Origin of the sequence: Pseudacidovorax sp. 1753 (genome assembly GCF_040544975.1) — a bacterium.
In the GTDB taxonomy this organism is placed as follows: Bacteria; Pseudomonadota; Gammaproteobacteria; order Burkholderiales; family Burkholderiaceae_C; genus Xenophilus.
Genome location: NZ_JBEPKY010000013.1, coordinates 152,397 through 177,522, shown reverse-complemented (window position 1 = coordinate 177,522; position 25,126 = coordinate 152,397). Strand labels below are relative to the sequence as shown.

Annotated in this window: 18 protein-coding genes; 10 read left to right on the top strand and 8 right to left on the bottom strand. The window is 69.2% G+C overall.

Translation table 11 applies throughout. From position 1 onward, the window contains the following. Positions 1–17 precede the first annotated feature (17 nt). Together ABIC63_RS17795 and ABIC63_RS17790 are read right to left on the bottom strand one after the other, a co-directional pair. Positions 18–1,487: a peptidylprolyl isomerase gene (locus ABIC63_RS17795; RefSeq protein ID WP_234197231.1), complete on the bottom strand. Its 1,470-nt coding sequence runs from the start codon at positions 1,485–1,487 to the stop codon at positions 18–20. 90 nt (positions 1,488–1,577) lie between these two features. After that, the gene (locus ABIC63_RS17790) at positions 1,578–3,977 is read right to left on the bottom strand and encodes an LPS-assembly protein LptD (protein ID WP_354320760.1); all 2,400 of its coding nucleotides are present in this window, start codon (positions 3,975–3,977) and stop codon (positions 1,578–1,580) included. 99 nt (positions 3,978–4,076) lie between these two features. Between ABIC63_RS17790 and ABIC63_RS17785 the strand changes: the two genes are divergently transcribed. After that, the gene (locus tag ABIC63_RS17785) at positions 4,077–5,159 is read left to right on the top strand and encodes an aminoglycoside phosphotransferase family protein (RefSeq protein ID WP_354320759.1); all 1,083 of its coding nucleotides are present in this window, start codon (positions 4,077–4,079) and stop codon (positions 5,157–5,159) included. Between the two features lie 54 nt (positions 5,160–5,213). Here the strand turns inward: ABIC63_RS17785 and ABIC63_RS17780 are convergent, their stop codons facing one another. Together ABIC63_RS17780 and ABIC63_RS17775 are read right to left on the bottom strand one after the other, a co-directional pair. Continuing rightward, positions 5,214–5,708, bottom strand: coding sequence for an NUDIX hydrolase (locus ABIC63_RS17780; RefSeq protein WP_294366677.1), 495 nt, complete (start codon positions 5,706–5,708; stop codon positions 5,214–5,216). A gap of 211 nt (positions 5,709–5,919) precedes the next feature. Further along, positions 5,920–6,645 carry a response regulator transcription factor gene (locus ABIC63_RS17775; protein WP_294366783.1) on the bottom strand — a complete coding sequence of 242 codons (726 nt, stop codon included), beginning with the start codon at positions 6,643–6,645 and terminating at the stop codon, positions 5,920–5,922. Positions 6,646–6,891: 246 nt separating this feature from the next. On the opposite strand from ABIC63_RS17775, the gene ABIC63_RS17770 reads away from it, so the two are divergent. From ABIC63_RS17770 to ABIC63_RS17730, 9 genes are all read left to right on the top strand, one after another. Beyond that, the gene (locus tag ABIC63_RS17770; RefSeq protein WP_294366675.1) at positions 6,892–8,037 is read left to right on the top strand and encodes a Re/Si-specific NAD(P)(+) transhydrogenase subunit alpha; all 1,146 of its coding nucleotides are present in this window, start codon (positions 6,892–6,894) and stop codon (positions 8,035–8,037) included. 18 nt (positions 8,038–8,055) lie between these two features. Then, entirely contained in the window at positions 8,056–8,385 is a 330-nt protein-coding gene (locus ABIC63_RS17765) for an NAD(P) transhydrogenase subunit alpha part 2 (RefSeq protein WP_017759014.1), read from the top strand. A gap of 4 nt (positions 8,386–8,389) precedes the next feature. After that, positions 8,390–9,874: an NAD(P)(+) transhydrogenase (Re/Si-specific) subunit beta gene (locus ABIC63_RS17760; RefSeq protein WP_294366672.1), complete on the top strand. Its 1,485-nt coding sequence runs from the start codon at positions 8,390–8,392 to the stop codon at positions 9,872–9,874. 120 nt (positions 9,875–9,994) lie between these two features. Next, complete coding sequence (locus ABIC63_RS17755) at positions 9,995–11,674, top strand: long-chain-fatty-acid--CoA ligase (RefSeq protein ID WP_354320758.1); 1,680 nt, start codon at positions 9,995–9,997, stop codon at positions 11,672–11,674. A 154-nt stretch (positions 11,675–11,828) separates the two neighbouring features. Further along, entirely contained in the window at positions 11,829–14,183 is a 2,355-nt protein-coding gene (locus ABIC63_RS17750; RefSeq protein WP_354320757.1) for a xanthine dehydrogenase family protein molybdopterin-binding subunit, read from the top strand. A 130-nt stretch (positions 14,184–14,313) separates the two neighbouring features. After that, complete coding sequence (locus ABIC63_RS17745) at positions 14,314–15,597, top strand: glutamate-5-semialdehyde dehydrogenase (RefSeq protein WP_354320787.1); 1,284 nt, start codon at positions 14,314–14,316, stop codon at positions 15,595–15,597. Between the two features lie 111 nt (positions 15,598–15,708). Next, entirely contained in the window at positions 15,709–17,010 is a 1,302-nt protein-coding gene (gene gshA, locus ABIC63_RS17740) for a glutamate--cysteine ligase (protein WP_234197242.1), read from the top strand. A 164-nt stretch (positions 17,011–17,174) separates the two neighbouring features. Continuing rightward, complete coding sequence (locus ABIC63_RS17735; protein WP_354320756.1) at positions 17,175–19,043, top strand: potassium transporter Kup; 1,869 nt, start codon at positions 17,175–17,177, stop codon at positions 19,041–19,043. Positions 19,044–19,426: 383 nt separating this feature from the next. Continuing rightward, the gene (locus ABIC63_RS17730; RefSeq protein WP_354320755.1) at positions 19,427–20,185 is read left to right on the top strand and encodes a TSUP family transporter; all 759 of its coding nucleotides are present in this window, start codon (positions 19,427–19,429) and stop codon (positions 20,183–20,185) included. A 120-nt stretch (positions 20,186–20,305) separates the two neighbouring features. On the opposite strand, the gene mrdA is transcribed toward ABIC63_RS17730, so the two are convergent. From mrdA to ABIC63_RS17710, 4 genes are all read right to left on the bottom strand, one after another. Then, positions 20,306–22,276 carry a penicillin-binding protein 2 gene (mrdA, locus tag ABIC63_RS17725; RefSeq protein WP_354320754.1) on the bottom strand — a complete coding sequence of 657 codons (1,971 nt, stop codon included), beginning with the start codon at positions 22,274–22,276 and terminating at the stop codon, positions 20,306–20,308. Positions 22,277–22,346: 70 nt separating this feature from the next. After that, the gene (gene mreD, locus ABIC63_RS17720; protein WP_354320753.1) at positions 22,347–22,868 is read right to left on the bottom strand and encodes a rod shape-determining protein MreD; all 522 of its coding nucleotides are present in this window, start codon (positions 22,866–22,868) and stop codon (positions 22,347–22,349) included. Beyond that, positions 22,865–23,980 (bottom strand): rod shape-determining protein MreC, encoded by a 1,116-nt coding sequence (gene mreC / locus ABIC63_RS17715; protein ID WP_354320752.1) that lies wholly within the window; start codon positions 23,978–23,980, stop codon positions 22,865–22,867. Before mreC ends, mreD begins: the two co-directional genes overlap by 4 nt. Positions 23,981–24,068: 88 nt before the next feature. Beyond that, the gene (locus ABIC63_RS17710; protein ID WP_017757081.1) at positions 24,069–25,112 is read right to left on the bottom strand and encodes a rod shape-determining protein; all 1,044 of its coding nucleotides are present in this window, start codon (positions 25,110–25,112) and stop codon (positions 24,069–24,071) included. Between the last annotated feature and the right edge of the window lie 14 nt (positions 25,113–25,126).

The following is a 25,126-nucleotide window of genomic DNA, read 5'->3' as shown; positions in this document are numbered from 1 at the left end:
CGCGGCGGCGATCACGCTCAGGAGGCCGGCGCCTCGCGCATTTCCACGTAGGCACGCTGGCGCACTTCCTGGGCCCAAGCCTCGTAGGCATCTTCCATCTTGCGGTCCCGCAGCACATTGCGCGCCGCTTCGCGCAGTTCGGCGGGATTGAGCTTGGCCTCGCGCCGGCCCTCGACCTGGATCAGGTGGATGCCGAACCGGGTGACGATGGGGTCGCTGATCTGGCCGGGCTGCAGGCGGCTCATGGCCTCTTCGAACTCCGGCACGAACTGGCCCGGCGTGGACCAGCCCAGCTCGCCGCCCTCGCGGGCGCTGACGGTGTCCTGCGAGTTCTCGCGGGCCAGCGCGGCGAAGTCGGCCGTGCCGGCCTGGATGCGACGCTTGAAGTCGGTCATGAGCGAAACGATCTGCTCCGGCGTACGGCGCGTGTCGGGGCGCATCAGGATATGGCGCACCTGCGTCTGCGTGACCACGGAATCCGGCGAGGCGGCATTCTGCTTGGCCAGCACCTTCAGCACATGGAAGCCCGCGCCCGAGCGCACCGGACCGACGATGCCGCCCACAGGCGTGGACTGCGTCGCTTCGACGAACAGCGGCGGATAGCGGTCGGCCGCACGCAGCCCCAGCACGCCGCCGGTGCCTTTGGCATCGGGTGCGTCGGACAGCTGGGTGGCCAGCTGGGAGAAGTCCTCGCCGGCGCGGGCGCGGCGGGCGATGTCCTCCGCGCGCTTCTGCGCCTCGGCGATCTGCGCGGCCGTCGCCTTTTCGGGCACCGTGACCAGCACCTGGGCGAGATTGATGTCGGGCGCGGCGCTGCTCGCGGCCGCACGCTGCTCGCGCAGGAACTGATCGATCTCGTCGTCGCTGACCTTCACGCGGCCTTCCAGCTCGCGTTCGCGCAGGCGGGTGAGCAGCAGCTGGTCGCGCAGGTTGTTGCGGAACTCGTCGCGCGAGATACCGGCCTCGCTCACCCGGCGACGCAGCTCGGGCAGGCTGACCTGGTTCTGCCGCGCCACGACTTCCTCCGCCTGGTCGATGGCCATGGCATCCACACGCACGCCCAGTTCCTTGGCCAGCTGCAGCTGCGCACGCTCGGCGATGATCTGCTCGAGCACCTGGCGGTTGATCTGGTCGCGCGGGATCCGCTGCGCCTCCGGCCCGGCCTCGCGCAGGATGCGCTCCACCCGCTTCTGGACCTGGGTGTTGGTGATCGGCTCGGAATTGACCAGCGCCACGATGTATTCCGCGGCCCGCTGGCCCTGCGGCTGCGCCGCCGCAGAGACGGGCGGCGGCAGCGTGGAGGTGGCGGGACCTTCACGCATGATGTCGGTGATGCCCCGACGGGGTGTGGCCGCCTGGGCACTGCGGCCTTGCTGGGCCGAGGCACCCTGGCGTGTGGCGGCGCCACCCTGCTGGGCCTGCGCAGCCGGCGTGGCGGCCAGCAGGGCCGCGCACGACAGGGCGAAGACGGAAAGCTGGAATCTCATGGCGTTGGCCTCCTGGATCAAGCGCCACGCCCGGACAGGCGGGCGGGCTGGAGAAAGCCCCCGTCGCCGGCGAGGCGGGCGGGGTCTTGCTCACTCATAGTTGGTGAAACGGCTCGGCGCCAGCGTGGGCTCGCGCAGCGAACGGTAGCGCGGCACATTGGTTTGAAGCGTGCGCATCGGGCTGGTTCCGAGGCTGGTGAAGCCCATGAACTCGATCTGGAACATGATGCGCTTGGTGGTCGTGGCCACACCGGTGCTGACCTTCTCCAGCACGACGCGCCCGATGTAGCAGCAGCCGTCGTACTCGACGCCCATCACTGCATCGGTGACCACCTTGTCGCGCAGGCTGTAGTTGACGCGGCCGACGGCATACCAGCGCCCGCCGCCCAGCCCACCGCCGGCCTTGGGCGAGCCCTTGTCGCCCCACAGGTCGTTCAGCGGCCATTGCCAGCCCAGGTCGATGGATTCGTAGCCCGAGTTGTTGACGGAGATACGGTCGTCCTGGTATCGGTACGAGGCACTGAGCGAGCGGTACGGGCCGGGCGTGTAGCGCGCGGTGATGGCGCGGCGCTCCGACTTGTCGATCTGCGGGTTGTACTGGACCGCGCCTTCGACACTCCACTGTGGATTGATGTTGATCTGCGCGCCCGTCACCACGTCGGATGCCCGGTCGGTGGAGGCGGTGCCGCCCGGCAGCGTCACCAGCTGGTCGGACAATCGCCGCCGCTGCGCGATGCCGAAACGGGCCCGTTCGAAGCCGGTGTCGGGGTCGATCAGCCGGGACGTCACGCCCAGGGTGACCGCCTTGGTGGCCGAGATGCGGTCATTGCCGGTGAATTCGTTCTCGGTGAAGAGCGACGCCAGGCTCAGGTCGCTCTTGGCGGTGTCGTAGACCGGCAGCGTGCTCTGGTCGCGATAGGGCGTGTTGACGAAGAAGGCGCGCGGCTCCAGCGTCTGCGTATAGGCCTTGCCGAACAGGCTGGTCTCGCGCTCGAAGGTCATGCCCGTGTCGAGGCTGAAGGTCGGCACCGTGCGGTTGGCCGAGGTCGCGCCGTTGGACAGCGGGCCGTCGAAGCTGTAGCTGGTACCCGACAGCGTGAGCTTGGGCGTGACGTAGTAGCCCGGCCGTACGAAGGGCCGCGACAGCTGCACCTGCGAGAACAGCCGGTCGGCGTTCGGCTGGCCCTGCTGGGTCGAGTTGGCGCTGAAGCGCGTCAGCTCGTTGTTGAAGCTGAAGTCGAAGCCGTTCCAGTCGTACAGCGCGTAATTGGCCGTGAGCTGGGGCAGGCGGTCGTAGGCCGGCGTGATCGGCGCCTCGGTGTAGGTGAGCGTCTGCCACTTCTGGGCGAACAGGCGGCCGCTCCAGTCGCCCTTGCTCCAGTTGACCGTGCCGTCGGCCGACAGCTGACGCGAGGTCAGCGTGGGCGTGCGGGTGAAGTCGCGCCAGTAGTCGTCGTCGCTGACCCGGTCCACCGACAGATTGGCACTGAGCGTGTCCATGCCGAGGGTGCCGGCGTTGAAGTTCTGCCGGTGGCGCAGCCACAGGCCCCAGCGGTCGCGGTTGCGCAGCTGGTCGTCGGGCATGAGGTCGAAGCGCACCTCGCCGCTGTAATCCTTCTCGAGGTAACGGAACTCGTTGGCGATGTTGATGCCCCGCTTGCTCATCACCGAGGGCGTGAAGGTGGCGTCGCGGTTGGGCGCGATGTTCCAGTAGTAGGGCAGCGTCAACTCCAGGCCGTTAACGCTGTCCATGCCGATGACCGGCGGCAGGATGCCGCTCTTGCGCTGGTCGTCCAGCGGAAAGCTCACGCTGGGCAGGGCCGGCGAACTCATGCCCATGAAGTGCAGTTGCACGTTCTCGGCGACGCCGACGCCCTCGGCGCTGTCGGTGCGGAGGTTCTCGGCGCTGAGGAACCAGGCCGGCTTCCAGCCCGGCTGATCGTCCTCGCGGCGGCAGGTGGTGTAGGTGGCCCGGCGCGCGATCGTTCGGTCGGAATCGACGAAATCGACGCGGTCCGCCGTGCCATGGGCACCGTTGGTCAGCAGCTGGTAGCGAACGCTGTCGAAGAAACCCTCGAAGGTCTCGAGCTTGAGCTGCAGCCGCGGCCCCTCGTAGATGTTGCCGGCCTGGTTGACGCGCACGTCCCCTTCGGCGGTGGCCAGGTCCTGCGGCTGGTCGTAGTTGAGACGGTCGGCGCGGATGACCGTGTCACCGCGGCGCAGGGAGGCGTTGCCCTCCACGGTGGTCTCCAGGTCGGGACGGCCGGAGATGCGGTCGCCCTGGACGATGCTGGGACGCTGGCTGCGCTCCGTCGGGAGGATGTTCTCGGTGAGCTGGGGGCTGCGGCGCAGCACCAGTGGCGGCTCGTCGGGCAAGGCGGGCGCGGACTGCGCCCAGGCGCCCTGGACGGCCGCGAGCGCCAGCGTCAGCAGCGCAAGGGGCAGCGGCGGCAGGCGTCGGTGCCCGGGGGCGCGGCTCTGGTCTGGCATGGATGCGTGTGGCAAGCGTCTCGGCGCTGGAGGCGGCCGGTCCTGCGGCCGGCACGCGCCCATCTGGGAGAGGGCGGATTTGTAGAATGTTGATTATCCATGACCGCTTCAGCGCCCCCTTCCGGCCCGGCTTCCATCGCCTGGGCCGATGCGTCCCGGGGCCGGGTGTTCGAGGCCTGGCTGGCCCGCATCGCGCCGGCCCACGCCCTGCAACCCGCCACCCTGCGCCCTGCTTCCGCCGACGCCAGCTTCCGCCGCTATTTCCGCATCGACGGCAGGGCGCCCGGCCTCTCCCGCATCGTGATGGATGCGCCCCCTGCCCAGGAGGATGCCCGCCCCTTCGTGCAGGTCGCCGCGCTGATGCGCGAGGCCGGCGTGCGGGTGCCGCAGATCCTGGACTGGGACGAGCCCAACGGCTTCCTGCTGCTGGACGACCTGGGCACACACACCCTGCTGGACGTGATCGACCGCGAGCAGCCCGCGGCCAACCTGCCCCGCTACCAGCAGGCGGTGGACGCGCTGGTGCGCTGGCAGCAGGCCTCCCGCCCCGGCGTGCTGCCTGCCTATGACGAAGCACTGCTGCGCCGCGAACTCGCCCTCTTCCCCGACTGGTATCTGGGGCGCCACCGGGGCGTGATGCTCGACGCGGCGCAGACGGTCACGCTGCAGCAGGCCTATGACCTGATCGTGCGCACCAACCTGGCCTCCCCTGCGGTGTATGTTCACCGGGACTTCATGCCTCGCAACCTGATGGTCGGCGCAGACCCTGACGTGCTGGGCGTGCTCGACTTCCAGGACGCGGTGCATGGCCCCATCACCTACGACATCGCCAGCCTGATGCGCGACGCCTTCCTGAGCTGGGACGAGGAATTCGTGATCGACGTGACGGTGCGCTACTGGCAGGCCGCGCGAAAGGCCGGGTTGCCGGTGGGCGACGATTTCGGCGAGTTCTACCGTGCCGTCGAATGGATGGGCCTGCAGCGCCACCTGAAGGTCGCAGGCATCTTCGCCCGCCTCACCCTGCGCGATGGCAAGCCCAAGTACCTGGCCGATGCGCCCCGCTTCATCGGCTACATCCGCACCACCGCCAGCCGCTATCGCGAGCTGACGCCGCTGCTGCGGCTCATCGACCGGATCGAGGGAACGGAAGCGCCGACGGGCTTCATGTACGGCCGGCCCTGAGACCGGCACGGCTTGCGGCAGGATGTGCGGCCGCGCCCCGGACAACCAGGGTCCTCAGGCCGGCCCCGGCATGTGCACCGAGCGGTCGGTGTGGATCAGGTCCAGCGGATGCCGCTGGCCTGCCAAATAGTCCTCCACACATTGCAGCAGCAGCGGGCTGCGGTGGCGCTCGACACTGGCACGGATCTCCTCCGGCGTCATCCACAGCGTGCGCACGATGCCCTCGTCCAGCGCCCGCCCGGGATCGAGCGCGCCGACCTGCCCGGCAAAGGCGAAGCGCAGATAGGTGATGTCGGTGTCGCCCTCGTCGCCGGGCGAGCGGCGCTCGAAGCGGGCCATGTAGATACCCACGATGGACGTGGGCGTGAAGGCATGGGCCGTTTCCTCCAGGGCCTCGCGGGCGCAGCCTTCGGCGGGCGTCTCGCCGGCTTCGAGGTGACCGGCTGGGGTGTTCAGGCGCAGTCCCCGGTCCGTGTGCTCTTCCACCAGCAGGAAGCGGCCTTCCTTCTCGATGACCGCCGCCACGGTCACATTGGGTCTCCAGCGCATGAAAGGATCTCCGGACAGGTTGCATGCCCGACGGGCGAGGTGGTGCGTTCCTCGCCCGCCGGGCAGTGCCGCGGACGCCCGCATGAAGGGCAGCACGGCGGGGGAAAGCCGCGCACTTTAGCGCGCCCGCCATCGCATGCACGTCTGCCGCGGCAGGAGGTTCGCGCCGGGCAACAGGCAGCCGACCTCGCAAGGCAGGGAAGCGAGCCCGTCAGCCGAACGCGCGCAGCGACGACCGGGGCATCTCCGACGGGTCCACGGATTCGAGTCGGTAACCCATGCCGTAGGTGGCGGTCAGCATGAATCCATGTTCGGGGCGCAGCGCGAGCTTGCTGCGGACCCGGGAGATGTGGGTGTCCAGCGAGCGGGAGCCGTCCTCGCGGGCACTGCCCCAGATGGTGGCACGCAGGTAGTCCCGGCTCAGCAGCCGTCCCAGGTTCTGGAACAACAGCAGGGCCAGTTCGTACTCGCGGTTCTTGAGCTCGACGGGCTGGCCGTCCATCAGCAGTTGGCGGGCGGCGGGCAGGAAGCGGTAGCGTCCATAGTCCTGAGGCTGGTCGCCGCCGACCGAGAAGCGTGCCCGCCGCATCAGCGCTTCGGCACGGGCCTGGAGTTCGGCGACGCGCAGGGGCTTGCTGATGAAGCCGTCGGCGCCGGCACCCAGCGCCTCGACCAGGTCCGCCTCGTCGCACCGGTGCGTGAGCAGGATCACCGGCACCGAGGTGCCGAAGCTTTCCCGCACGAGCCGCAGGAGGGCGCCGATGTCGAGGTTGGGCAGATCCCAGTCGAGGACGAGCAGATCGAACTCCTTGGCACGCAGGCCGGGCTGCAGATCGGCACTGCGGTCGAAGCAGTGGCACTCGTGGCCTGCTTCGGTCAGCGCCGCGCTGATCAGCGCCTGTTGATCCAGTTCGTCGTCCAGCACCGCAATGCGCATTCCCTCTCTCCCATTCGCCTCGGGTCTGTCGAGCATCATGTCTTCGCCCAGGCGGCGCGGCATGCTACCCACCCAGGGCCCTCCGCGTGAAGGAAGTTCCGCACGGAAATCGTCTCCTGCCGTCAGCGTGGCGGTCGGTGGCACGGCGACGGCTTGTCGCCCAGGCGCGCCGGGGCGCGTCAAGTTACTGTAAGCTTTGGCGAAGTTGGGGCGGCCGAGCCGCTGTGGTGACGAGGAGATTCCAAGATGCTGATCGGAGTGCCCGCCGAGTGCGTGGCCGGTGAATCGCGCGTGGCCGTCACGCCCGAGACCGCCAAGAAGCTGGTGGCCCAAGGCCACCAGGTGCTCATCCAGTCCGGGGCCGGCCTTGCCGCCAGCGCCCCCGACGCCGCCTATGAGGCCGCCGGGGCGCAGACCACGGATGCCGCGGGGGCACTGGGGGCCGAACTGGTGCTCAAGGTTCGCGCGCCCACCGACATCGAATGCGCCGCCATGAAGCCCGGCACGGTCGTGGTCGGCATGCTCAATCCCCACGACGCGCCCGGCCTGCAGCGACTGGCTTCGGCCGGGCTGACCGCCTTCGCGCTGGAAGCCGCACCGCGCACCACGCGCGCGCAGAGCATGGACGTGCTCTCCAGCCAGGCCAACATCGCCGGCTACAAGGCGGTGATGATGGCCGCCAACGCCTACCAGCGCTTCTTCCCGATGCTGATGACGGCCGCAGGCACCGTGAAGGCAGCCCGCGTGGTCGTGCTGGGCGTGGGCGTCGCAGGGCTGCAGGCCATCGCCACCGCCAAACGCCTGGGCGCCGTCATCGAGGCCAGCGACGTGCGCCCCAGCGTCAAGGAACAGGTCGAGTCGCTGGGCGCCAAGTTCATCGACGTGCCGTACGAAACGCAGGAGGAGCGCGAAGCCGCCGAAGGCGTGGGCGGCTATGCCAGGCCGATGCCCGCGAGCTGGCTCACCCGCCAGCAGGCCGAGGTGGCCAAGCGCGTGGCCCAGGCCGACGTGGTGATCTCCACCGCGCTGATCCCCGGCCGGCCCGCGCCCACGCTGATCACCGAGGCCATGGTGCGGGCCATGAAGCCCGGCGCGGTGATCGTCGACATCGCCGCCGGCCGCGGTCCGGACGTGCACGGCGGCATGACCGGCGGCAACTGCCCGTTGACCGAGGCTGACCGCACGGTGGTGCGCCACGGCGTGACGCTCATCGGCGAGACCAACCTGCCCGCCCTGGTGGCCGCAGATGCCTCGGCGCTCTACGCCCGCAACGTGCTGGACTTCCTCAAGCTGATCCTGCCCAAGGAGGGCGGCCTCAAGATCGACCTCGAGGACGACATCGTCGCCGCCTGCCGCGTCGCGCAGGACGGCCAGGTCACCCGCAAGGCTTGAGAAGAAGGAACGCGCACCATGGACATCGTCAACCCGACCCTCATCAACCTCACCATCTTCGTGCTGGCCATCTATGTCGGCTACCACGTGGTGTGGACCGTCACGCCCGCGCTGCACACGCCGCTGATGGCCGTGACCAACGCCATCTCGGCCATCGTCATCGTCGGTGCCATGCTGGCGGCGGCGCTCACCACCACGCCGCTGGGCAAGGTGATGGGCGTGGCAGCCGTGGCGCTGGCCGCGGTCAACGTCTTCGGCGGCTTCCTGGTCACGCGCCGGATGCTGGAGATGTTCAAGAAGAAGGAGCGCAAGGCGCCCGCTTCCTCCACCGGCGCCGAGGGGAAATGACACCATGTCGATGAACCTCGTCACGCTGCTCTACCTGGTGGCCAGCGTCTGCTTCATCCAGGCGCTCAAGGGCCTGTCGCACCCGACCACCTCGATCCGCGGCAACGTCTTCGGCATGGTGGGCATGACCATCGCCGTGCTGACCACGGCGGCACTGATCGTGCGCCTGGCCGGCTCGCCGCTGGGACTGGGCTGGGTCCTGGTGGGCCTGGTGATCGGCGGCGGCGCCGGCGCCTTCATGGCACAGCGGGTGGAGATGACCAAGATGCCCGAGCTGGTCGCCTTCATGCACAGCATGATCGGCCTGGCTGCGGTCTTCATCGCCGTGGCGGCGGTGGTGGAGCCCTGGGCCTTCGGCATCGTGCCTCCGCCGGCCACGGGCATGGTCACCTACACCACCCAGGCCGGCATCGTGATCACCCAGGGCGTGGCGCGGATGCCGATTCCCTACGGCAACCGGCTGGAGCTCTTCCTCGGTGCCGCCATCGGCGCCATCACCTTCAGCGGCTCGGTCATCGCCTTCGGCAAGCTGTCGGGCAAGTACAAGTTCCGCCTCTTCCAGGGCGCGCCGGTGCAGTTCAAGGGCCAGCATGCGGTGAACCTGGTGCTCGGCCTGGCGACCATCGGCCTGGGCCTGGTGTACATGGCCACCGAAAGCTGGAGCGCCTTCCTGCTCATGCTGGCCCTGGCCTTCGTGATGGGCGTGCTGATCATCATCCCCATCGGCGGCGCCGACATGCCGGTGGTGGTGTCGATGCTCAACAGCTATTCGGGCTGGGCGGCGGCGGGCATCGGCTTCTCGCTCAACAACAGCATGCTGATCATTGCCGGCTCGCTGGTGGGCAGTTCGGGCGCGATCCTGAGCTACATCATGTGCAAGGCGATGAACCGCTCCTTCTTCAGCGTGATCCTGGGCGGCTTCGGCGGCGAGGCCACCGCGGCCACGGCCGGCAGCGCGGTGCAGCGCCCGGTCAAGAGCGGCAGCGCCGACGATGCCGCCTTCGTGCTGGGCAATGCCGAGACGGTGATCATCGTGCCCGGCTACGGCCTGGCCGTGGCGCGCGCCCAGCATGCCGTCAAGGAACTGGCGCAGAAGCTCACCGACAAGGGCGTCACCGTCAAGTACGCCATCCATCCGGTGGCCGGCCGCATGCCCGGCCACATGAACGTGCTGCTGGCCGAGGCCGAGGTGCCGTACGACCAGGTCTTCGAGATGGAGGACATCAACAGCGAGTTCGGCCAGGCCGACGTGGCCATCATCCTGGGCGCCAACGACGTGGTGAACCCGGCCGCGCACACCAAGGGCAGCCCGATCTACGGCATGCCGATCCTGGAAGCCTACAAGGCCAAGACGGTGATTGTGAACAAACGCTCGATGGCAGCCGGCTATGCGGGCCTGGACAACGAGCTCTTCTACATGGACAAGACCATGATGGTCTTCGGCGACGCCAAGAAGGTGGTCGAGGACATGATGAAGGCGGTCGAGTAAGCCCCTGCCACGTCCCGGGCGGCGGCGCGGCCGCCACCGCCGCTTTGCTACGATTTCAAGAGCCCCGGCCGCCGCCGCAGCAGCGGCCGCTTTTCATTCAGGACACTGGAGACTTCGCACATGACCGACCGCCCCTGGCTCAGCAGCTATCCGCCGGGCGTGCCTGCCGACATCGACCCCGCGCAGTACGCCTCGCTGGTGGCGCTGATGGACGAGAGCTTCAGCCGCTATGCGGACCGCCCCGCGTACAGCTTCATGGGCAAGCTGGTGAGCTATGGCGAGGTGGACCGCGCCAGCCAGTCCTTCGCCGGCTACCTGCAGGGACTGGGCCTGGCCAAGGGCGACCGCGTGGCGGTGATGATGCCCAACTGCCCGCAGTACCCCATCGCCGTGGCGGCCATCCTGCGCGCAGGCCTGATCCTGGTGAACGTGAATCCGCTGTACACGGCGCGCGAACTGGAGCACCAGCTCAAGGACAGCGGCGCCAAGGCCATCGTGATCATGGAGAACTTCGCGAATACGCTGCAGAAGTGCATCGCGAATTCGATGGTCAAGCATGTGGTGCTGGCCTCCATGGGCGACCGGCTCGGCTTGCTCAAGGGCGCCATCGTCAACTACGTGGTGCGCAACGTGAAGAAGCTGGTGCCGGCCTTCAGCCTGCCGGGCTCGGTGCGCTTCAATGACGCACTGTCGCAGGGCCGCCGCCGCGGCCTGCAGGCGCCGGCCATCGGCGGCGACGACGTGGCGGTGCTGCAGTACACCGGCGGCACCACCGGCGTGAGCAAGGGCGCGGTGCTCCTGCACCGCAACGTGATCGCCAACGTGCTGCAGTCGGAGGCCTGGAACAGCCCCGTGATGCAGCGCGTGCCGCAGGGCGAGCAGCCCACCACCGTGTGCGCGCTGCCGCTGTATCACATCTTCGCCTTCACGGTCGGCATGATGCTGTCAATGCGCACGGGCGGCCTGCTGATCCTCATCCCCAATCCGCGCGACCTGGCGGCCACGCTCAAGGATCTGTCCAAACACCGCATCCACAGCTTCCCGGCGGTCAACACGCTGTTCAACGGCCTGGCCAACCATCCGGACTTCAACACCGTCGACTGGAGCCACCTCAAGATCTCGGTGGGCGGCGGCATGGCGGTGCAAAGCGCGGTGGCCAAGCTGTGGCTGGACAAGACCGGCTGCCCGATCTGCGAGGGCTACGGCCTGTCCGAGACCTCGCCCTCGGCCACCTGCAACCCGACCACCAGCCAGGAATACAGCGGCACCATCGGCGTGCCGCTGCCCAGCACCGAGATCACGTTGCTGGACGATGCCGGCCAGCCGGTGCCGCTGGGTCAGGTGGGCGAGATCGCATTGCGCGGCCCGCAGGTGATGGCCGGCTACTGGCAGCGCCCGGACGAGACGGCCAAGGTCATGACCGCGGACGGCTGGTTCAAGACCGGCGACCTGGGCGTGATGGACGAGCGCGGCTACACCAGGATCGTGGACCGCAAGAAGGACATGGTGCTGGTCAGCGGCTTCAACGTGTACCCCAACGAGGTCGAAGACGTCGTCGCCACCCTGCCCGGCGTGCTCGAGTGCGCGGTGGTCGGCGTGCCCGACGACAAGACCGGCGAGGCCGTCAAGCTGGTGATCGTCAGGAAGGATCCGGCGCTTACCGAGGAGCAGGTGCGCAGCTTCTGCCACGACAACCTGACCGGCTACAAGCGGCCCAAGATCATCGAGTTCCGCACCGACCTTCCCAAGACGCCCGTGGGCAAGATCCTGCGGCGCGAACTGCGCGACGCGCGCAAATAGCCCGACCTACAGGACAGGGCGGCGCGGCGCTTGCATGGCGCCAGCGCCGTCCGGCCGCCCGATGGCCATGGCCCGCACCGCAAGCGTGCCAACGATGAACTGGGTAAAACGGGCGGCGGTACGTGCAACACCTTTTCCCTCCACGGAGACACCCATGCTGGACAAAGTGCATTCCGCCGCTTCGACCCCCGCCCCTTCCGCCGGCCGCTTCGGCAGCGGCCAGGCCGTGCGCCGGCTGGAAGATGAAGCCCTGCTCGCCGGCCGCGGCCGCTACACCGACGACATCCTGACGCCGGACTGCGCCGCGCTGGCCTTCCAGCGCTCACCCCATCCGCATGCGCGCATCCGCAGCATCGACGCCGACGCCGCGCGGGCAATGCCGAGCGTGCTGGCCGTCTACACCGGCGCCGACCTGGTGGCCCAGGGCGTTCAGCCCATCCCCGGCGTGGCCGGCTTCGTGCGCGCCGACGGCTCGCCCGGCGTGACCGCGGCACGGCTGCCGCTGGCGCACGACGTGGTGCGATTCGTCGGCGAGCCGGTGGTGGCCGTGGTCGCCACTTCGCTGCAAGCCGCCAAGGATGCCGCCGAGGCCGTGTGGGTCGACTACGAAGACCTGCCTGCCATCCCCACCCTCGATGCCGCGCTGGCCGAAGGCGCGCCGGCCCTGTGCGACGCGGCCCCCGACAACATCAGCGCCGAGATGCGCCACGGCGATGCGGAGGCCACGGCCCGCGCCTTCGCCCAGGCTGCGCACGTCGTCGAACTCACCGTCGACAACCAGCGCGTCGCCGCCGTCACGCTGGAGCCGCGCGCCGTGCTGGCCGAGGTCGACGCCCAGGACGGCCGCCTCAGCCTGCAGATGAGCACCCAGATGCCCACCGGCGTGCGCGGCACGCTGGCGACGGTGCTCGGGCTGCCGGCCGAGCAGATCCGCGTGCGAGTGAGCGACGTGGGGGGCGGCTTCGGCATGAAGACCGGCCTGTACCCTGAGGACGCGGTGGTGGCCTTCGCTGCCAAGGCACTCGGCCGCGGCGTCAAGTGGACCGGCGAGCGCTCCGAGGAATTCCTCACCACCACCCACGGCCGCGACGTGCGCGCCCGCGCCGCCATGGCCCTGGACGCCAACGGCCGCGTGCTTGCCCTGCGCGTGCACAGCGACGCCAACGTGGGCGCCTACCCGACGGGCACGGGCGTGGCCATCCAGCTGCTGATCGGCCCCTGGGTGCAGACGAGCGTCTACGACATCCCGGTCATCGACTTCCACTTCCGCGCGGTGATGACCAACCAGTCGCCCACCGGCGCCTACCGCGGCGCCGGCCGGCCCGAGGCCATCTTCCTCATCGAGCGGCTGATGGACGAGGCGGCGCGGCAGACGGGCATCGACCGCGTGGTGCTGCGCCGGCGCAACTTCATCCGCCCGGAGCAGATGCCCTACACCAACCCGATGCGCCAGACCTACGACACCGGCGCCTTCGAGCACATGATGGACCGCGGCCTGGCCTTCGCCGACTGGGACGGCTTCGACGCCCGCGCCGCGGAGTCGGCCGCGCGCGGGCTGTGGCGCGGCCTGGGGATCGCCACCTTCCTCGAATGGACGGGCGGCAACGTGTTCGAGGAACGCGTGACGGTGGACGTGCAGGCCGACGGCGTGATCGAGGTCTATTCGGCCGTCAACGCCATGGGCCAGGGCATCGCCACCACGCTGGCGCAGCTGGTGGTGGACGCCTTCGGTGTGCCTATCGAGCAGGTGCGCGTGGTGCTGGGCGACACCGACCGCGGCAATGGCTTCGGCAGCGCGGGTTCGCGCTCGCTGTTCACCGGCGGCTCGGCCATGCGCACCGGCGCCGACCGCACCTTGGCCCGCGGTCGCGAGCTGGCGGCCGAGGCGCTGGAGGCGGCGGCCGCCGACATCGACTACGGCCAGGGCCGCTTCACCGTGCGCGGCACCGACCTGGGCATCGGCCTGTTCGAACTGGCCGGCCGGCAGGCCGAGGGCCGGATCTTCGTCGACTCGACCAGCAAGGTGGACGGCCCCACCTGGCCGAACGGCTGCCATGTCTGCGAGGTCGAGGTCGATCCGCAGACCGGCGACGTGGCGGTGGTGGCCTATGCCTCGATGAACGACGTCGGCCGCGTGGTCAATCCGATGATCGTGCGCGGCCAGCTCGACGGCGGCGCCGTGCAGGGCATCGGCCAGGCGCTGCTGGAGCAGGTGGTCTACGACGACGCCACCGGCCAGTTGGTCACGGGCAGCCTGATGGACTACGCCCTGCCGGTGGCCGGCACGGCGCCCGACTTCCGCACCGAGATGGACGAGTCGGTGCCCTGCAAGAACAACCCGCTGGGCGTGAAGGGCGTGGGCGAGCTGGGCACCATCGGCGCCACGCCGGCGGTGGTGAACGCGGTGGCGGATGCGCTCGCGCGCAACAGGCGCGGCGCGCTCGCACCCCGTCTGCAGATGCCGCTGACGCCGGTGCGGGTCTGGTCGCTGCTGCAGCAGGCGGATTGAGAGGCTGGGCGTTCGGGCCGGGCTCCGACAGGCTCAGCCCGAACGGTGCGAGGGCGGTTGGCCTCCACAAGCTTCGGCCGAAGCAGCCGCGATCCCCTCGCCTCGCCCCGGGCACGGGCCCGGTGAGAAAATCGCGTCCATGAACGCCATCTCCACCCTCGAACTGATGAACACGCTGGGCGCCCAGGCGCGCGCGGCGTCGGCGCAGATGGCCAAGGCCAGCGCCGCGGCCAAGGCCCGTGCGCTGCGCAGCCTGGCCGAACGGCTGCGGGCGAGCGTGGAGCCACTGGCCGAGCACAACGCCCGCGACCTGGAGCGCGCCCGCGCCGCCGGTCTGGCCGAGCCGATGGTGGACCGCCTCAAGCTCACGCCCAAGGTCATCGCCACCTGCGCCGAAGGCTGCGAGCAGCTGGCCGCCATGCCCGACGTGATCGGCGAGATCATCGGCATGAAGCAGCAGCCGAGCGGCATCCGCGTGGGCCAGATGCGGGTGCCCATCGGCGTGTTCGGCATGATCTACGAGAGCCGGCCCAACGTGACCATCGAGGCGGCCAGCCTGGCGATCAAGAGCGGTAACGCTGCCATCCTGCGCGGCGGCTCGGAGGCCATCGACTCCAACAAGGCCCTGGCGGCCCTGGTGCGCGCCGCGCTGCTGGACGCCGGCCTTCCCGAGGACGCCGTCCAGCTGGTGCCCACCACCGACCGCGACGCCGTCGGCCGCCTGGTGGCCATGCCCGAGTACGTGGACGTGATCATCCCGCGCGGCGGCAAGGGCCTGATCGAGCGCATCAGCCGCGAGGCCAAGGTGCCGGTCATCAAGCACCTCGACGGCAACTGCCACACTTTCGTCGATGCCAGCGCCGATCTGGACATGGCCGTCACCCTGGTCGACAACGCCAAGACGCAGAAGTACAGCCCCTGCAACGCGACCGAGGGCCTGTTGGTGGCGCGGGCCATCGCGCCGGCCTTCCTGCCGCGCATCGGCGCCGTCTTCGCCGCCAAGGGCGTGGAGATGCGCTGCGACGCCGAGGCTGCAGCCCTGCTGGCCGGCCAGCCCCGCGTGGTGCCGGCCACCGAGCAGGACTGGTTCGAGGAATACCTGGCGCCGATCATCAGCATCAAGTTGGTGGACGGTGTGGACGAGGCCATCGACCATATCAACCGCTATTCCAGCCACCACACCGACGCCATCGTCACCAACGACCACAGCCATGCCCAGCGCTTCCTGCGCGAGGTCGACTCGGCCAGCGTGATGGTGAATGCGAGCACGCGCTTCGCGGATGGCTTCGAATACGGGCTGGGCGCCGAAATCGGCATCAGCACGGACAAGTTCCACGCCCGCGGCCCGGTGGGCATCGAGGGGCTGACCTCGCTGAAGTACATCGTTCTGGGGCAGGGCGAGATCCGCCGCTGACCCGGCTGCGTACCAGCAAGAGGCCGCTGCGCTGTCATGGGAGCGGTCAGGCCGGCTGCCTACAATCGCCGGTCCGCCTCTGGCCGCAAACCCGCATAACAAGGCAGCCGCATGGTTCCGCATCTCGTCACCGCCCTGACCGGCCCGATCAACGAACTTGAGCAGCGCATCCTCGACAGCATGCCTGCCATCGAGCGCTGGTTCCGGCTCGAGTGGATGGAGCACACCCCACCCTTCTACACAGCGGTGGACGTGCGCAACGCCGGCTTCAAGCTGGCGCCGGTGGACGCCAACTTCTTCCCTGGCGGCTGGAACTACCTGACCACCGAGATGCTGCCGCTGGCGGTGCAGGCTGCCCAGGCCGCGATCGAGAAGATCTGCCCCGAGGCCCGCAACCTGCTGGTCATCCCCGAGAACCGCGGCCGCAACACCTCGTACATGGCCAACGTGGCCCAGCTGGTGCGCATCTTCCAGATGGCCGGGTTGAACGTGCGCGTCGGCTCCATCGACCCGGCCATCAAGTCGCCCAAGAAGGTGGAGCTGCCCGACGGCAGCACCGTCTGCCTGGAGCCGGTGGTGCGCAGCAAGCGCCGCCTGGGCCTGAAGAACTTCGACCCCTGCACCATCCTGCTCAACACCGACCTGGCCGCCGGCACGCCCGGCATTCTGGAGGACCTGCATGAGCAGTACCTGCTGCCGCCGCTGCATGCCGGCTGGTCGGTGCGGCGCAAGAGCAACCACTTCCACAGCTACGAGGAAGTCTCCAAGCGCTTCGGCAAGCTGCTGGGCATCGATCCCTGGCTGATCCAGTCGATCTATGGCCGCGCCGAGGGCGTGGACCTGGCCCGCGGCAAGGGCGTCGAGGGCCTGACGGCGGCGGTCGACCAGGTGCTGACCAAGGTGCGCCGCAAGTACAAGGAATACGGCATCAACGAGAAGCCCTTCGTCATCGTCAAGAGCGAGAACGGCGCCAGCACGCTGCCGATCTCGACCATCCGCGATGTCAAGGAACTCGAGGCCCTGACCAAGAAGCCGCGCCAGAAGGCCATGGCCGGCGCCACCACCGACGACGCCGGCCCGACCGACGTGGTCGTGCAGGAAGGCGTGCTCACGCGCGAGCGCGTGCACGACGGCATGGCGGAGCCGGTGGTCTACATGATGGACCGCTACGTCGTGGGCGGCTTCTACCGCGTCCACCCCGACCGCGGCCCGGACGAGAGCCTGGCCCTGCCGGGCGCGAGCTTCGTGCCGCTGGCCTTCTCGCAGAGCGGCCACCTGCCCCAGCCGGGCGCCAAGCCGGGCGCCAGCGCGCCCAACCGCTTCTACATGTACGGCGTGATCGGTCGGCTGGCCATGGTCGCCGCCTCCTACGAACTCGAGGCCACCAACCCCGAGGCCGAGGTCTACGAGTGATCCGGCGCCGCCCGGCCGACGCCCGCGCGGGCTTGCGGCGACATGGGCGGCGCGCACAATCCACACTTCCACAGCAACGGAAAAACGAGGGCGGAGCTTGGCTCCCCGGCGCCGCCAGGCCGCCGGCGGGGTGAGGCGCGGCCCAGCCCTTTCCTCGCCACTTCGTGTCTGCCTCCAAGTCTTCCATGCCGGCGCTCGTGCTCGGCGCCATCGGCATCGTCTATGGCGACATCGGCACGAGCGTGCTGTACGCCATCAAGGAAATCTTCGGCCACGGCCACGTGCCGTTCACCATCGAGAACGTGTACGGCATGCTCTCGATGATCTTCTGGACGATGACCATCATCGTTTCGCTGAAGTACGTGGTGCTGGTGCTGCGGGCCGACAACGAGGGCGAAGGCGGCCTGGTGGCCATGCTGGCACTGGCCTCGCGGGCGGTGGCCGACAAGCCGCGCCTGCGCAACGGCATGCTGGCACTGGGCATCTTCGGCACCGCCCTCTTCTATGGCGACGGCGTGATCACGCCGGCCATCTCGGTGCTCTCCGCGGTCGAAGGCCTGGAAGTGGTGTCACCGCACTTTACCGGCTACGTCATCCCGATCACGCTGGTGGTGCTGTTCTGCCTGTTCGCGGTGCAGAAGCGCGGCACGGCCGGCATCGGCCGTTTCTTCGGACCGATCACGCTCACCTGGTTCGGCGTGCTGGCACTGCTGGGCGTGGCGCAGATCCTGACGCACCCCGAGATCCTCAAGGCCGTCAGCCCGCACTACATGCTGCGCTTCATCTGGGACAACCCGGGCACCAGCTTCATCATCCTGGGCGCGACGGTGCTGTGCGTGACCGGGGCCGAGGCGCTGTATGCGGACATGGGCCACTTCGGCAAGGGCCCGATCCGCATCGCCTGGTTCTCGGTGGTGATGCCGGCCCTGGTGCTCAACTACTTCGGCCAGGGCGCCTTGCTGCTGGGCAATCCGGCGGCGGTGAAGAACCCCTTCTTCCTGATGGCGCCCGAGTGGGCGGTAGTGCCCGTCGTGCTGCTGGCCACGGCCGCCACAGTGATCGCCTCGCAGGCCATGCTGACGGGCGCCTTCAGCGTCACGCGGCAGGTGATCCAGCTGGGCTACCTGCCGCGGCTGCGCATCGAGCACACCAGCGCGCGCTCGGCCGGGCAGATCTACATCCCCTTCATCAACTGGTCGCTGTTCGTGGCCATCGTGCTGGCAGTGGTGATGTTCCGCAGCTCCAGCAACCTTGCCGCGGCCTACGGCATCGCCGTGACCACCGACATGCTGATCACGACGATGCTCACCTTCTTCGTGATCCGCTATGCGTGGAAGCTGCCGCTGCTGCTGTGCCTGGGCGCGACGGCCATCTTCTTCGTCATCGACTTCGCCTTCTTCGCCTCCAACCTGCTCAAGCTGCCGCAGGGCGGCTGGTTCACGGTCATGATCGGCATCGGCGTGTTCACGCTGATGATCACCTGGAAGCGCGGACGCAGCCTGATGGCCGACGTCCAGCGCGCCGACGCCATCGACCTGCGCAGCTTCCTGGAGGCGGTGTTCGTCAGCCCGCCGGCGCGCGTCGAGGGCACGGCCGTCTTCCTCACCGCCGAGGCCGGCGTGGTGCCTACCGCGCTGCTGCACAACCTCAAGCACAACAAGGTGCTGCACGAGCAGAACCTGTTCGTCACGGTGCGCAACCATGAGGTGCCCTGGATCCCGATGGAGCGCCGGGTCGAGATGGAGCCGCTGGGCCACCACTGCTGGCAGATCACCATCCACTACGGCTTCAAGAACGACATCGACCTGCCCCGCGCGCTGGAGCAGGCCAAGCTGCGCGGCTGCCAGCTGGAGCCGATGACCACCAGCTACTTCATCTCGCGCGACACCGTGATCCCGACGCTGGGCAGCGGCATGGCACCCTGGCGCGAGAAGCTGTTCGCGCAGATGCACCACAACGCCAGCGGCGTGGCCGACTTCATGAGCCTGCCGAACAACGCGGTGGTGGAGCTGGGCTCCAAGATCGAGATCTAGCCGCGCATCCGCCCATGCGCGCCGACGGGATGCGGGCGCCTGGGCGGCGTGCCCGATGCCCGCACGCTGCCCGAATCCGGGCCACGGGTTAGTCCCAATGCACTACCGCGGTGCAGGACCTAAAGTCCTGCCACTCGCAGCAGGCGCCGCCCTGCTGATGCGCGAGGGTCTGAGGAGACAAATCCAGAAAAATCAAAATTCATGAGATTCCCAAAGGCCTCCGTCCGACGAGAAGCCAGACAACTTTCAAAGCGCCGCTCAGTCGGCGCTTTTTTTTGCCCATCACCCGAGCGGACCTGCCCACATCCTGCCGAGAGCGCTACATAACGGCCGCTCTGCCGCTCCCAAAACAGGAGCGTTTCCGCTGCGACAATCCTGCCCCTATGGAATGGGCATGGATGGCATTGGCCTCGCTGACGGCGGGATTCATGGACGCGATCGTCGGCGGCGGCGGGCTGGTGCTGGTGCCAGCGCTGTTCGCCGCCTTTCCCGACACCGCCGGTGCCACGCTGCTGGGCACCAACAAGAGCGCCTCGGTCTGGGGCACGGCCGCCTCGGCCGCGCAGTACCTGCGGCGCGTGCGCCTGCCCTGGCGCTCGCTGTCGGTGGCGGCGGTGCTGGCCTTCGGCGGTTCGCTCACGGGTGCCTGGGTGGTCACCTGGGTGCCGACCGATGCGCTGCGCAAGGCGCTGCCGGTGGTGCTGGGGGCGCTGTTGCTCTACACCCTGGCGCGCAAAGACCTGGGCCTCACGCACCAGCCGCGCTTCGCGGGCAAGGCCGAACTGGCCGCCACCGGTGCAGTCGGCCTGCTGCTGGGCTTCTACGACGGCATCTTCGGGCCGGGCACAGGCAGCTTCCTGATCTTCCTGTTCGTGCGTTGGCTGGGCCACGACTTCCTGCATGCGTCGGCCAGCGCCAAGGTCATCAACATCATGACCAACTTCGGTGCGCTGCTGCTCTTCGGGCTCAAGGGGCATGTGATCTGGACGCTCGGGCTGGCGATGGCCGTGGCCAACATCAGCGGCAGCCTGATCGGCACGCGGCTCGCGCTTCGGCATGGGGCCGGCTTCGTGCGCGGCGCCTTCATCGTCGTGGTGAGCGCGCTCATCTGCAAGACGGCCTACGACGCGTTCCTGCGGTAAGCGTTGGTTGACAGGGGTGGGCGGTCGCGCCCGCGCGTCGATGCCCACCACGGCTGAAGACGCCGACATGGCACCGAGGGCGCGCGCCAGGAACGCCCTGCTGCGTCGAAGGCGCCGCGCTCAGGGCGCCGTGGCGGCCGACGCGGCCGAGGGCGGCAGCGCCACCTCTGTCGCCGGCAGCGGCTGCCCGATGGGTGCGGCCGCCTTGCCCGCGCGCACCGCGGCCATGTCCTGCTCGTTGGGGTACTGGCCCAGCAGCCAGTAGTCGAACACCCGCCGCACGATGGGCGCCGCCGCGGCGGCACCGAAGCCGGCGTTCTCCACGATCACGGCGAGCGCGATGCGCGGGTTCTCGGCCGGCGCGAAGGCGGCGAACAGCGAGTGGTCGCGCTGGTGCTCCTCCAGCGCCTTGGCGTTGTACTTGACGTTCTGGCCCAGGCTCACCGCCTGGGCGGTGCCGGTCTTGCCGGCCGAGGTGTAGGGCGCGCCGGCAAAGATGCGCGTGCCCGTGCCGGCCTTGTTCACCGCCACCAGGCCCGCCCGCACGATGTCGATGTTCTTCGCCTTGAAGCCGAGGTTCTCGCCCGGCGGCTGGATCTCTTCCTGCACCTGCCCGGTCACGGTGTTCTTGATGGCCTTGACCACATGCGGCCGGAACTTGGTTCCGCCGTTGGCGAGCGTCGCCTCGGCCGAGGCCAGCTGCAGCATGGTGAAGTTGTTGTAGCCCTGGCCGATGCCCAGCGACACCGTCTCGCCCGAGTACCAGCGCCGGGCCTCCGGCCGCTTGTTGACGCTGCGCTTCCACTCGGTGCTGGGCAGCACGCCGCGCACCTCGCCGGGCAGGTCGATACCGGTGATCTGGCCGAAGCCCAGCGGCTTCATGAAGTCGTGGATGGTGTCCACGCCCATGTCCACCGCCAGCGAATAGAAGTAGGTGTTGCTGGAGAACTGGAGGGCCCGCACCATGTCCACGCCGCCCAGGCCGCCCTCGTGGCTGCGGAAGGTGTGGCCGCCATAGGTGTAGTAGCCGGGGTCGTTGATCACCAGCGTGGGCGAGCGCTTGCCCAGCTCGAGCGCGCCCAGTGCCATGAAGGGCTTGTAGGTGGAGCCGGGCGGGTAGGTGCCGCGCAGGGCGCGGTTGAGCAGCGGCTTGTCGATGGACTCGTTGAGCGCGGCCCAGCTTTCGCTGTCGATGCCCTCGACGAAGAGATTCGGGTTGAAGGTCGGCTTGCTGACGAAGGCCAGCACCTCGCCGTTGCGCGGATCGAGCGCCACCAGCGCGCCGCGGCGGTCGCCGAACATGTCCTCCACCAGCTTCTGCAGCTTGATGTCCAGCGACAGCATGACGGTATTGCCAGGCGTGGCCGGATGGCTGGCCAGCCGTCGCACCGCGCGGCCGCCGGCCGAGGTCTCCATCTGCTCGACGCCCGTCTGCCCGTGCAGCACCTTCTCGTAGCTCTGCTCGATGCCCAGCTTGCCGATGTAGTCGGTGCCTTTGTAGTTGGCCTGGTCCTCTTCGGGCCAGTCCTCCATGGCTGCCTTCTCGCGCTGGTTGATGCGGCCGATGTAGCCCAGCACATGGCTGGCCAGCTCGCCCATCGGGTAGCTGCGGAAGAGCCGCGCCTTGATCTCCACGCCAGGGAAGCGGTAGCGCTGGGCCGCGAAGCGGGCGACCTCCTCGTCGGTGAGGCGAGTGCGGATGGGAATGGAGTCGAAGCTGCGCGAGTCCTCGCGCAGGCGCTTGAAACGACGGCGGTCGCGCGGCTGGATCTCGACGATCTGGGCCAGTTCGTCGATGGTCTGCTCCAGGTCGCCCGCCTTGGAGGGCGTGATCTCCAGCGTGTAGGCCGAGTAGTTGGAGGCCAGGATCACACCGTTGCGGTCCAGGATCAGCCCGCGGTTGGGCACCACCGGCACCACGGCCGTGCGGTTGCTCTCGGCGCGCTCGGCCAGTTCCTCGTGGCGCGTGACCTGCAGATGGAACAGGCGCAGGCCCAGCAATACAAAGGCCGTCAGCACCACCAGCGCGATCACCAGCACGCGGCGCTTGAAGCGCGCGAGGTCGGCGGCGACGTTGCGGATCTCGGTCATGGCAGGCGCAGGGCGGACGGGCGCGCGAAGCTTAGGGCGCCAGCGAGGGCATGCATAGCAAGACCCGCACTCACAGAGGGCGGTTCTCGTCCTGCTCGGGCGGCCGGCGCTGCGGGATCAGCAGCAGCCAGGTGACCACCGGCCACAGCATCGCCTCGAGGGCGGCGCCCAGCAGGGTGATCCAGCCCGGGAAGATGCCGCCGCCGACCAGCCGGATGCCCAGCTCGATCAACCGCGACAGCGCGAAGAGCGGCACCAGCTGCAGCGCCTGGGCCGAGAGCCGGTACCAGAGCAGGCGCCGGTGGATGGTGATGGCGAAGAAGCTCAACGTGGCATAGGACAGCGCGTGCTGGCCCAGCAGCGAGGACTCGTGCACGTCCATGGCCAGGCCAAAGAAGAAGGCCGCGCCCAGCCCGATGCGGGCGGGCTGGTGCACACCCCAGAACACCAGCACCACGGCCAGCAGGTCCGGCATCCAGGGCAGGCGGCCCAGGGGCAGCATGTTCAACAGCAGCGCGACGAACAGGCTGCCCCAGATGAAGAGCGGCCGCACGGGCAGCAGCAGCTGCTCCTGGCCGGGGCGCATGATCATGGCGCGGCGCCTCCTGCCGCCGGTGGGCGGCTCGTCGAAGCGCGCGGCGCCTGGGCGGGCGCCGGTGCCGGCGCGGCGGCCCGGGGTGCCGCAGAGGTCGCCGGCGCCGTTGGCGCGGGGGACGCTGCCGGCGTACCGGGCCGACTGGCCGGAGCGGGCATGGTGGAGGCGGGCGTGTCGTTCCTGCGGCCCGGCCGGTCGGACTTGCGCGCGTCGCCCGTCGCGGCCGCAGGGCTGGGCCGGACCACGGGCGGCGCCTCGCCCACGGGCGTGAGCACCATCACGTAGCGCGCCGCGCCGACGCGGGCCAGCGGTACGCAGTGGATGCGCGCGAAGGCGGTGTCGGCCCGGCGGTCGATGCGGTCCACGCGCGCCACCGGCAGGCCCGCGGGGTAGACACCGTCCACGCCGCTGGTGGAGAGCAGGTCGCCCTCGCGCACGTCGGCGTTGGCGGCGGTGAAGCGCAGCTCCATGCCCGCGCTGTGCGGACCGGCATCGCCGAAGGCCACGCTGCGCGCACCCGTGCGCGTGTTCTGCACGGGGATGGACAGGTCGCGGTCGATCACCAGGGTCACCTCACTCGAAAAGGCCATCACCCGCGTCACCTGGCCCAGCACGCCCTGCTCGTCGATCACCGGCGAGCCCGCGGCGATGCCATGCACCTGGCCCTGGTCGATGACGACCTTGCGGGTGTACGGGTCGGCGGCGTCGTACAGCACCTCGGCGGCGCGGCCGGGGGTGGGTGCGTTCTGCCGCAACTCCAGCAGCGTGCGCAGGCGCGCGTTCTCGCGCGCCAGTGCGTCGGCCTGGCTGGCGCGCTCGGACTGCAGCACCAGCCGGCGCCGGGCCTCCGCCTCGTTGCGCTGGGCGGTGGCCAGGTCCTCGAACTGCCGGTTGGTAGCCGACACCCACTGCACCGGCTTGAGCACCGCCCACTGCAGCGGGAACAGCAGCGTGCCGAGTGCCGTGCGCACCGGCGCCACCACGTCGAAGCGGGCATCGGCCACCATCAGGAAGACGGCCAGCGCGCTGCAGAAGACGAAGCGCGACAGCGCGGACGGCCCCTGGTTGAACAGGGGCGGCGCGGAGCGGTCGAGCGTGCCGAGCGGCATGGGGTCGGACCTTGCGGAATGGCTGGGCGTCTATATGGCAAAAAGGCCGGCCCGTGCAACCGGGCCGGCCTGCGAACACAGTCCTGGCTTACTCGCTGGTGAAGATGCTACCCAGGCGGTCCATGCGCTCCAGGGCGATGCCGCAGCCGCGCACCACGCAGGTCAGCGGGTCTTCGGCCACCAGCACGGGCAGGCCGGTTTCCTCGGCCAGCAGACGGTCGAGGTCGCGCAGCAGCGCGCCACCGCCGGTCAGCATCATGCCGCGCTCGGCGATGTCGGCGCCCAGCTCGGGCGGCGTCTGCTCCAGCGCGTTCTTGACGGCCGAAACGATGTTGTTGAGCGGATCGGTCAGGGCCTCCAGCACCTCGTTGGAGCTGATGGTGAAGCTGCGCGGCACGCCTTCGGAGAGGTTGCGGCCCTTGACCTCCATCTCCTTGACCTCGGAGCCGGGGAAGGCCGAGCCGATGTTCTTCTTGATGGTCTCGGCCGTGGGCTCGCCGATCAGCATTCCGTAGTTGCGGCGGATGTAGTTGATGATGGCGTCGTCGAAGCGGTCGCCGCCCACGCGCACGGAGCCCTTGTAGACCATGCCGCCCAGCGAGATCACGCCCACCTCGGTGGTGCCGCCGCCGATGTCGACCACCATGGAGCCCGAGGCCTCGGACACCGGCAGGCCGGCGCCGATGGCGGCGGCCATGGGCTCCTCGATCAGGTAGACCGAGGTGGCGCCGGCGGCCTCGGCCGCGTCCTTGATGGCGCGGCGCTCGACCTGGGTCGAGCCGCAGGGCACGCAGATGATGATGCGCGGGCTGGGCGTGAGCAGCGTGCGCGGATGCACCATCTTGATGAACTGCTTGATCATCTGCTCGGTGATCACGAAGTCGGCGATCACGCCGTCCTTCATCGGGCGGATGGCCTCGATGTTGCCGGGCACCTTGCCCAGCATGGCCTTGGCCTCGGCGCCCACGGCCTGGATGACCTTCTTGCCGTGCGGACCGCCCTCGTGGCGGATGGCGACGACCGAGGGCTCGTCCAGCACGATGCCCTTGTTGCGGGCGAAGATCAGGGTGTTGGCGGTGCCGAGGTCGATCGCGAGGTCGGTCGAGAAATACCGACGGAATGCTCCAAACATGGGCGATGTCCTTG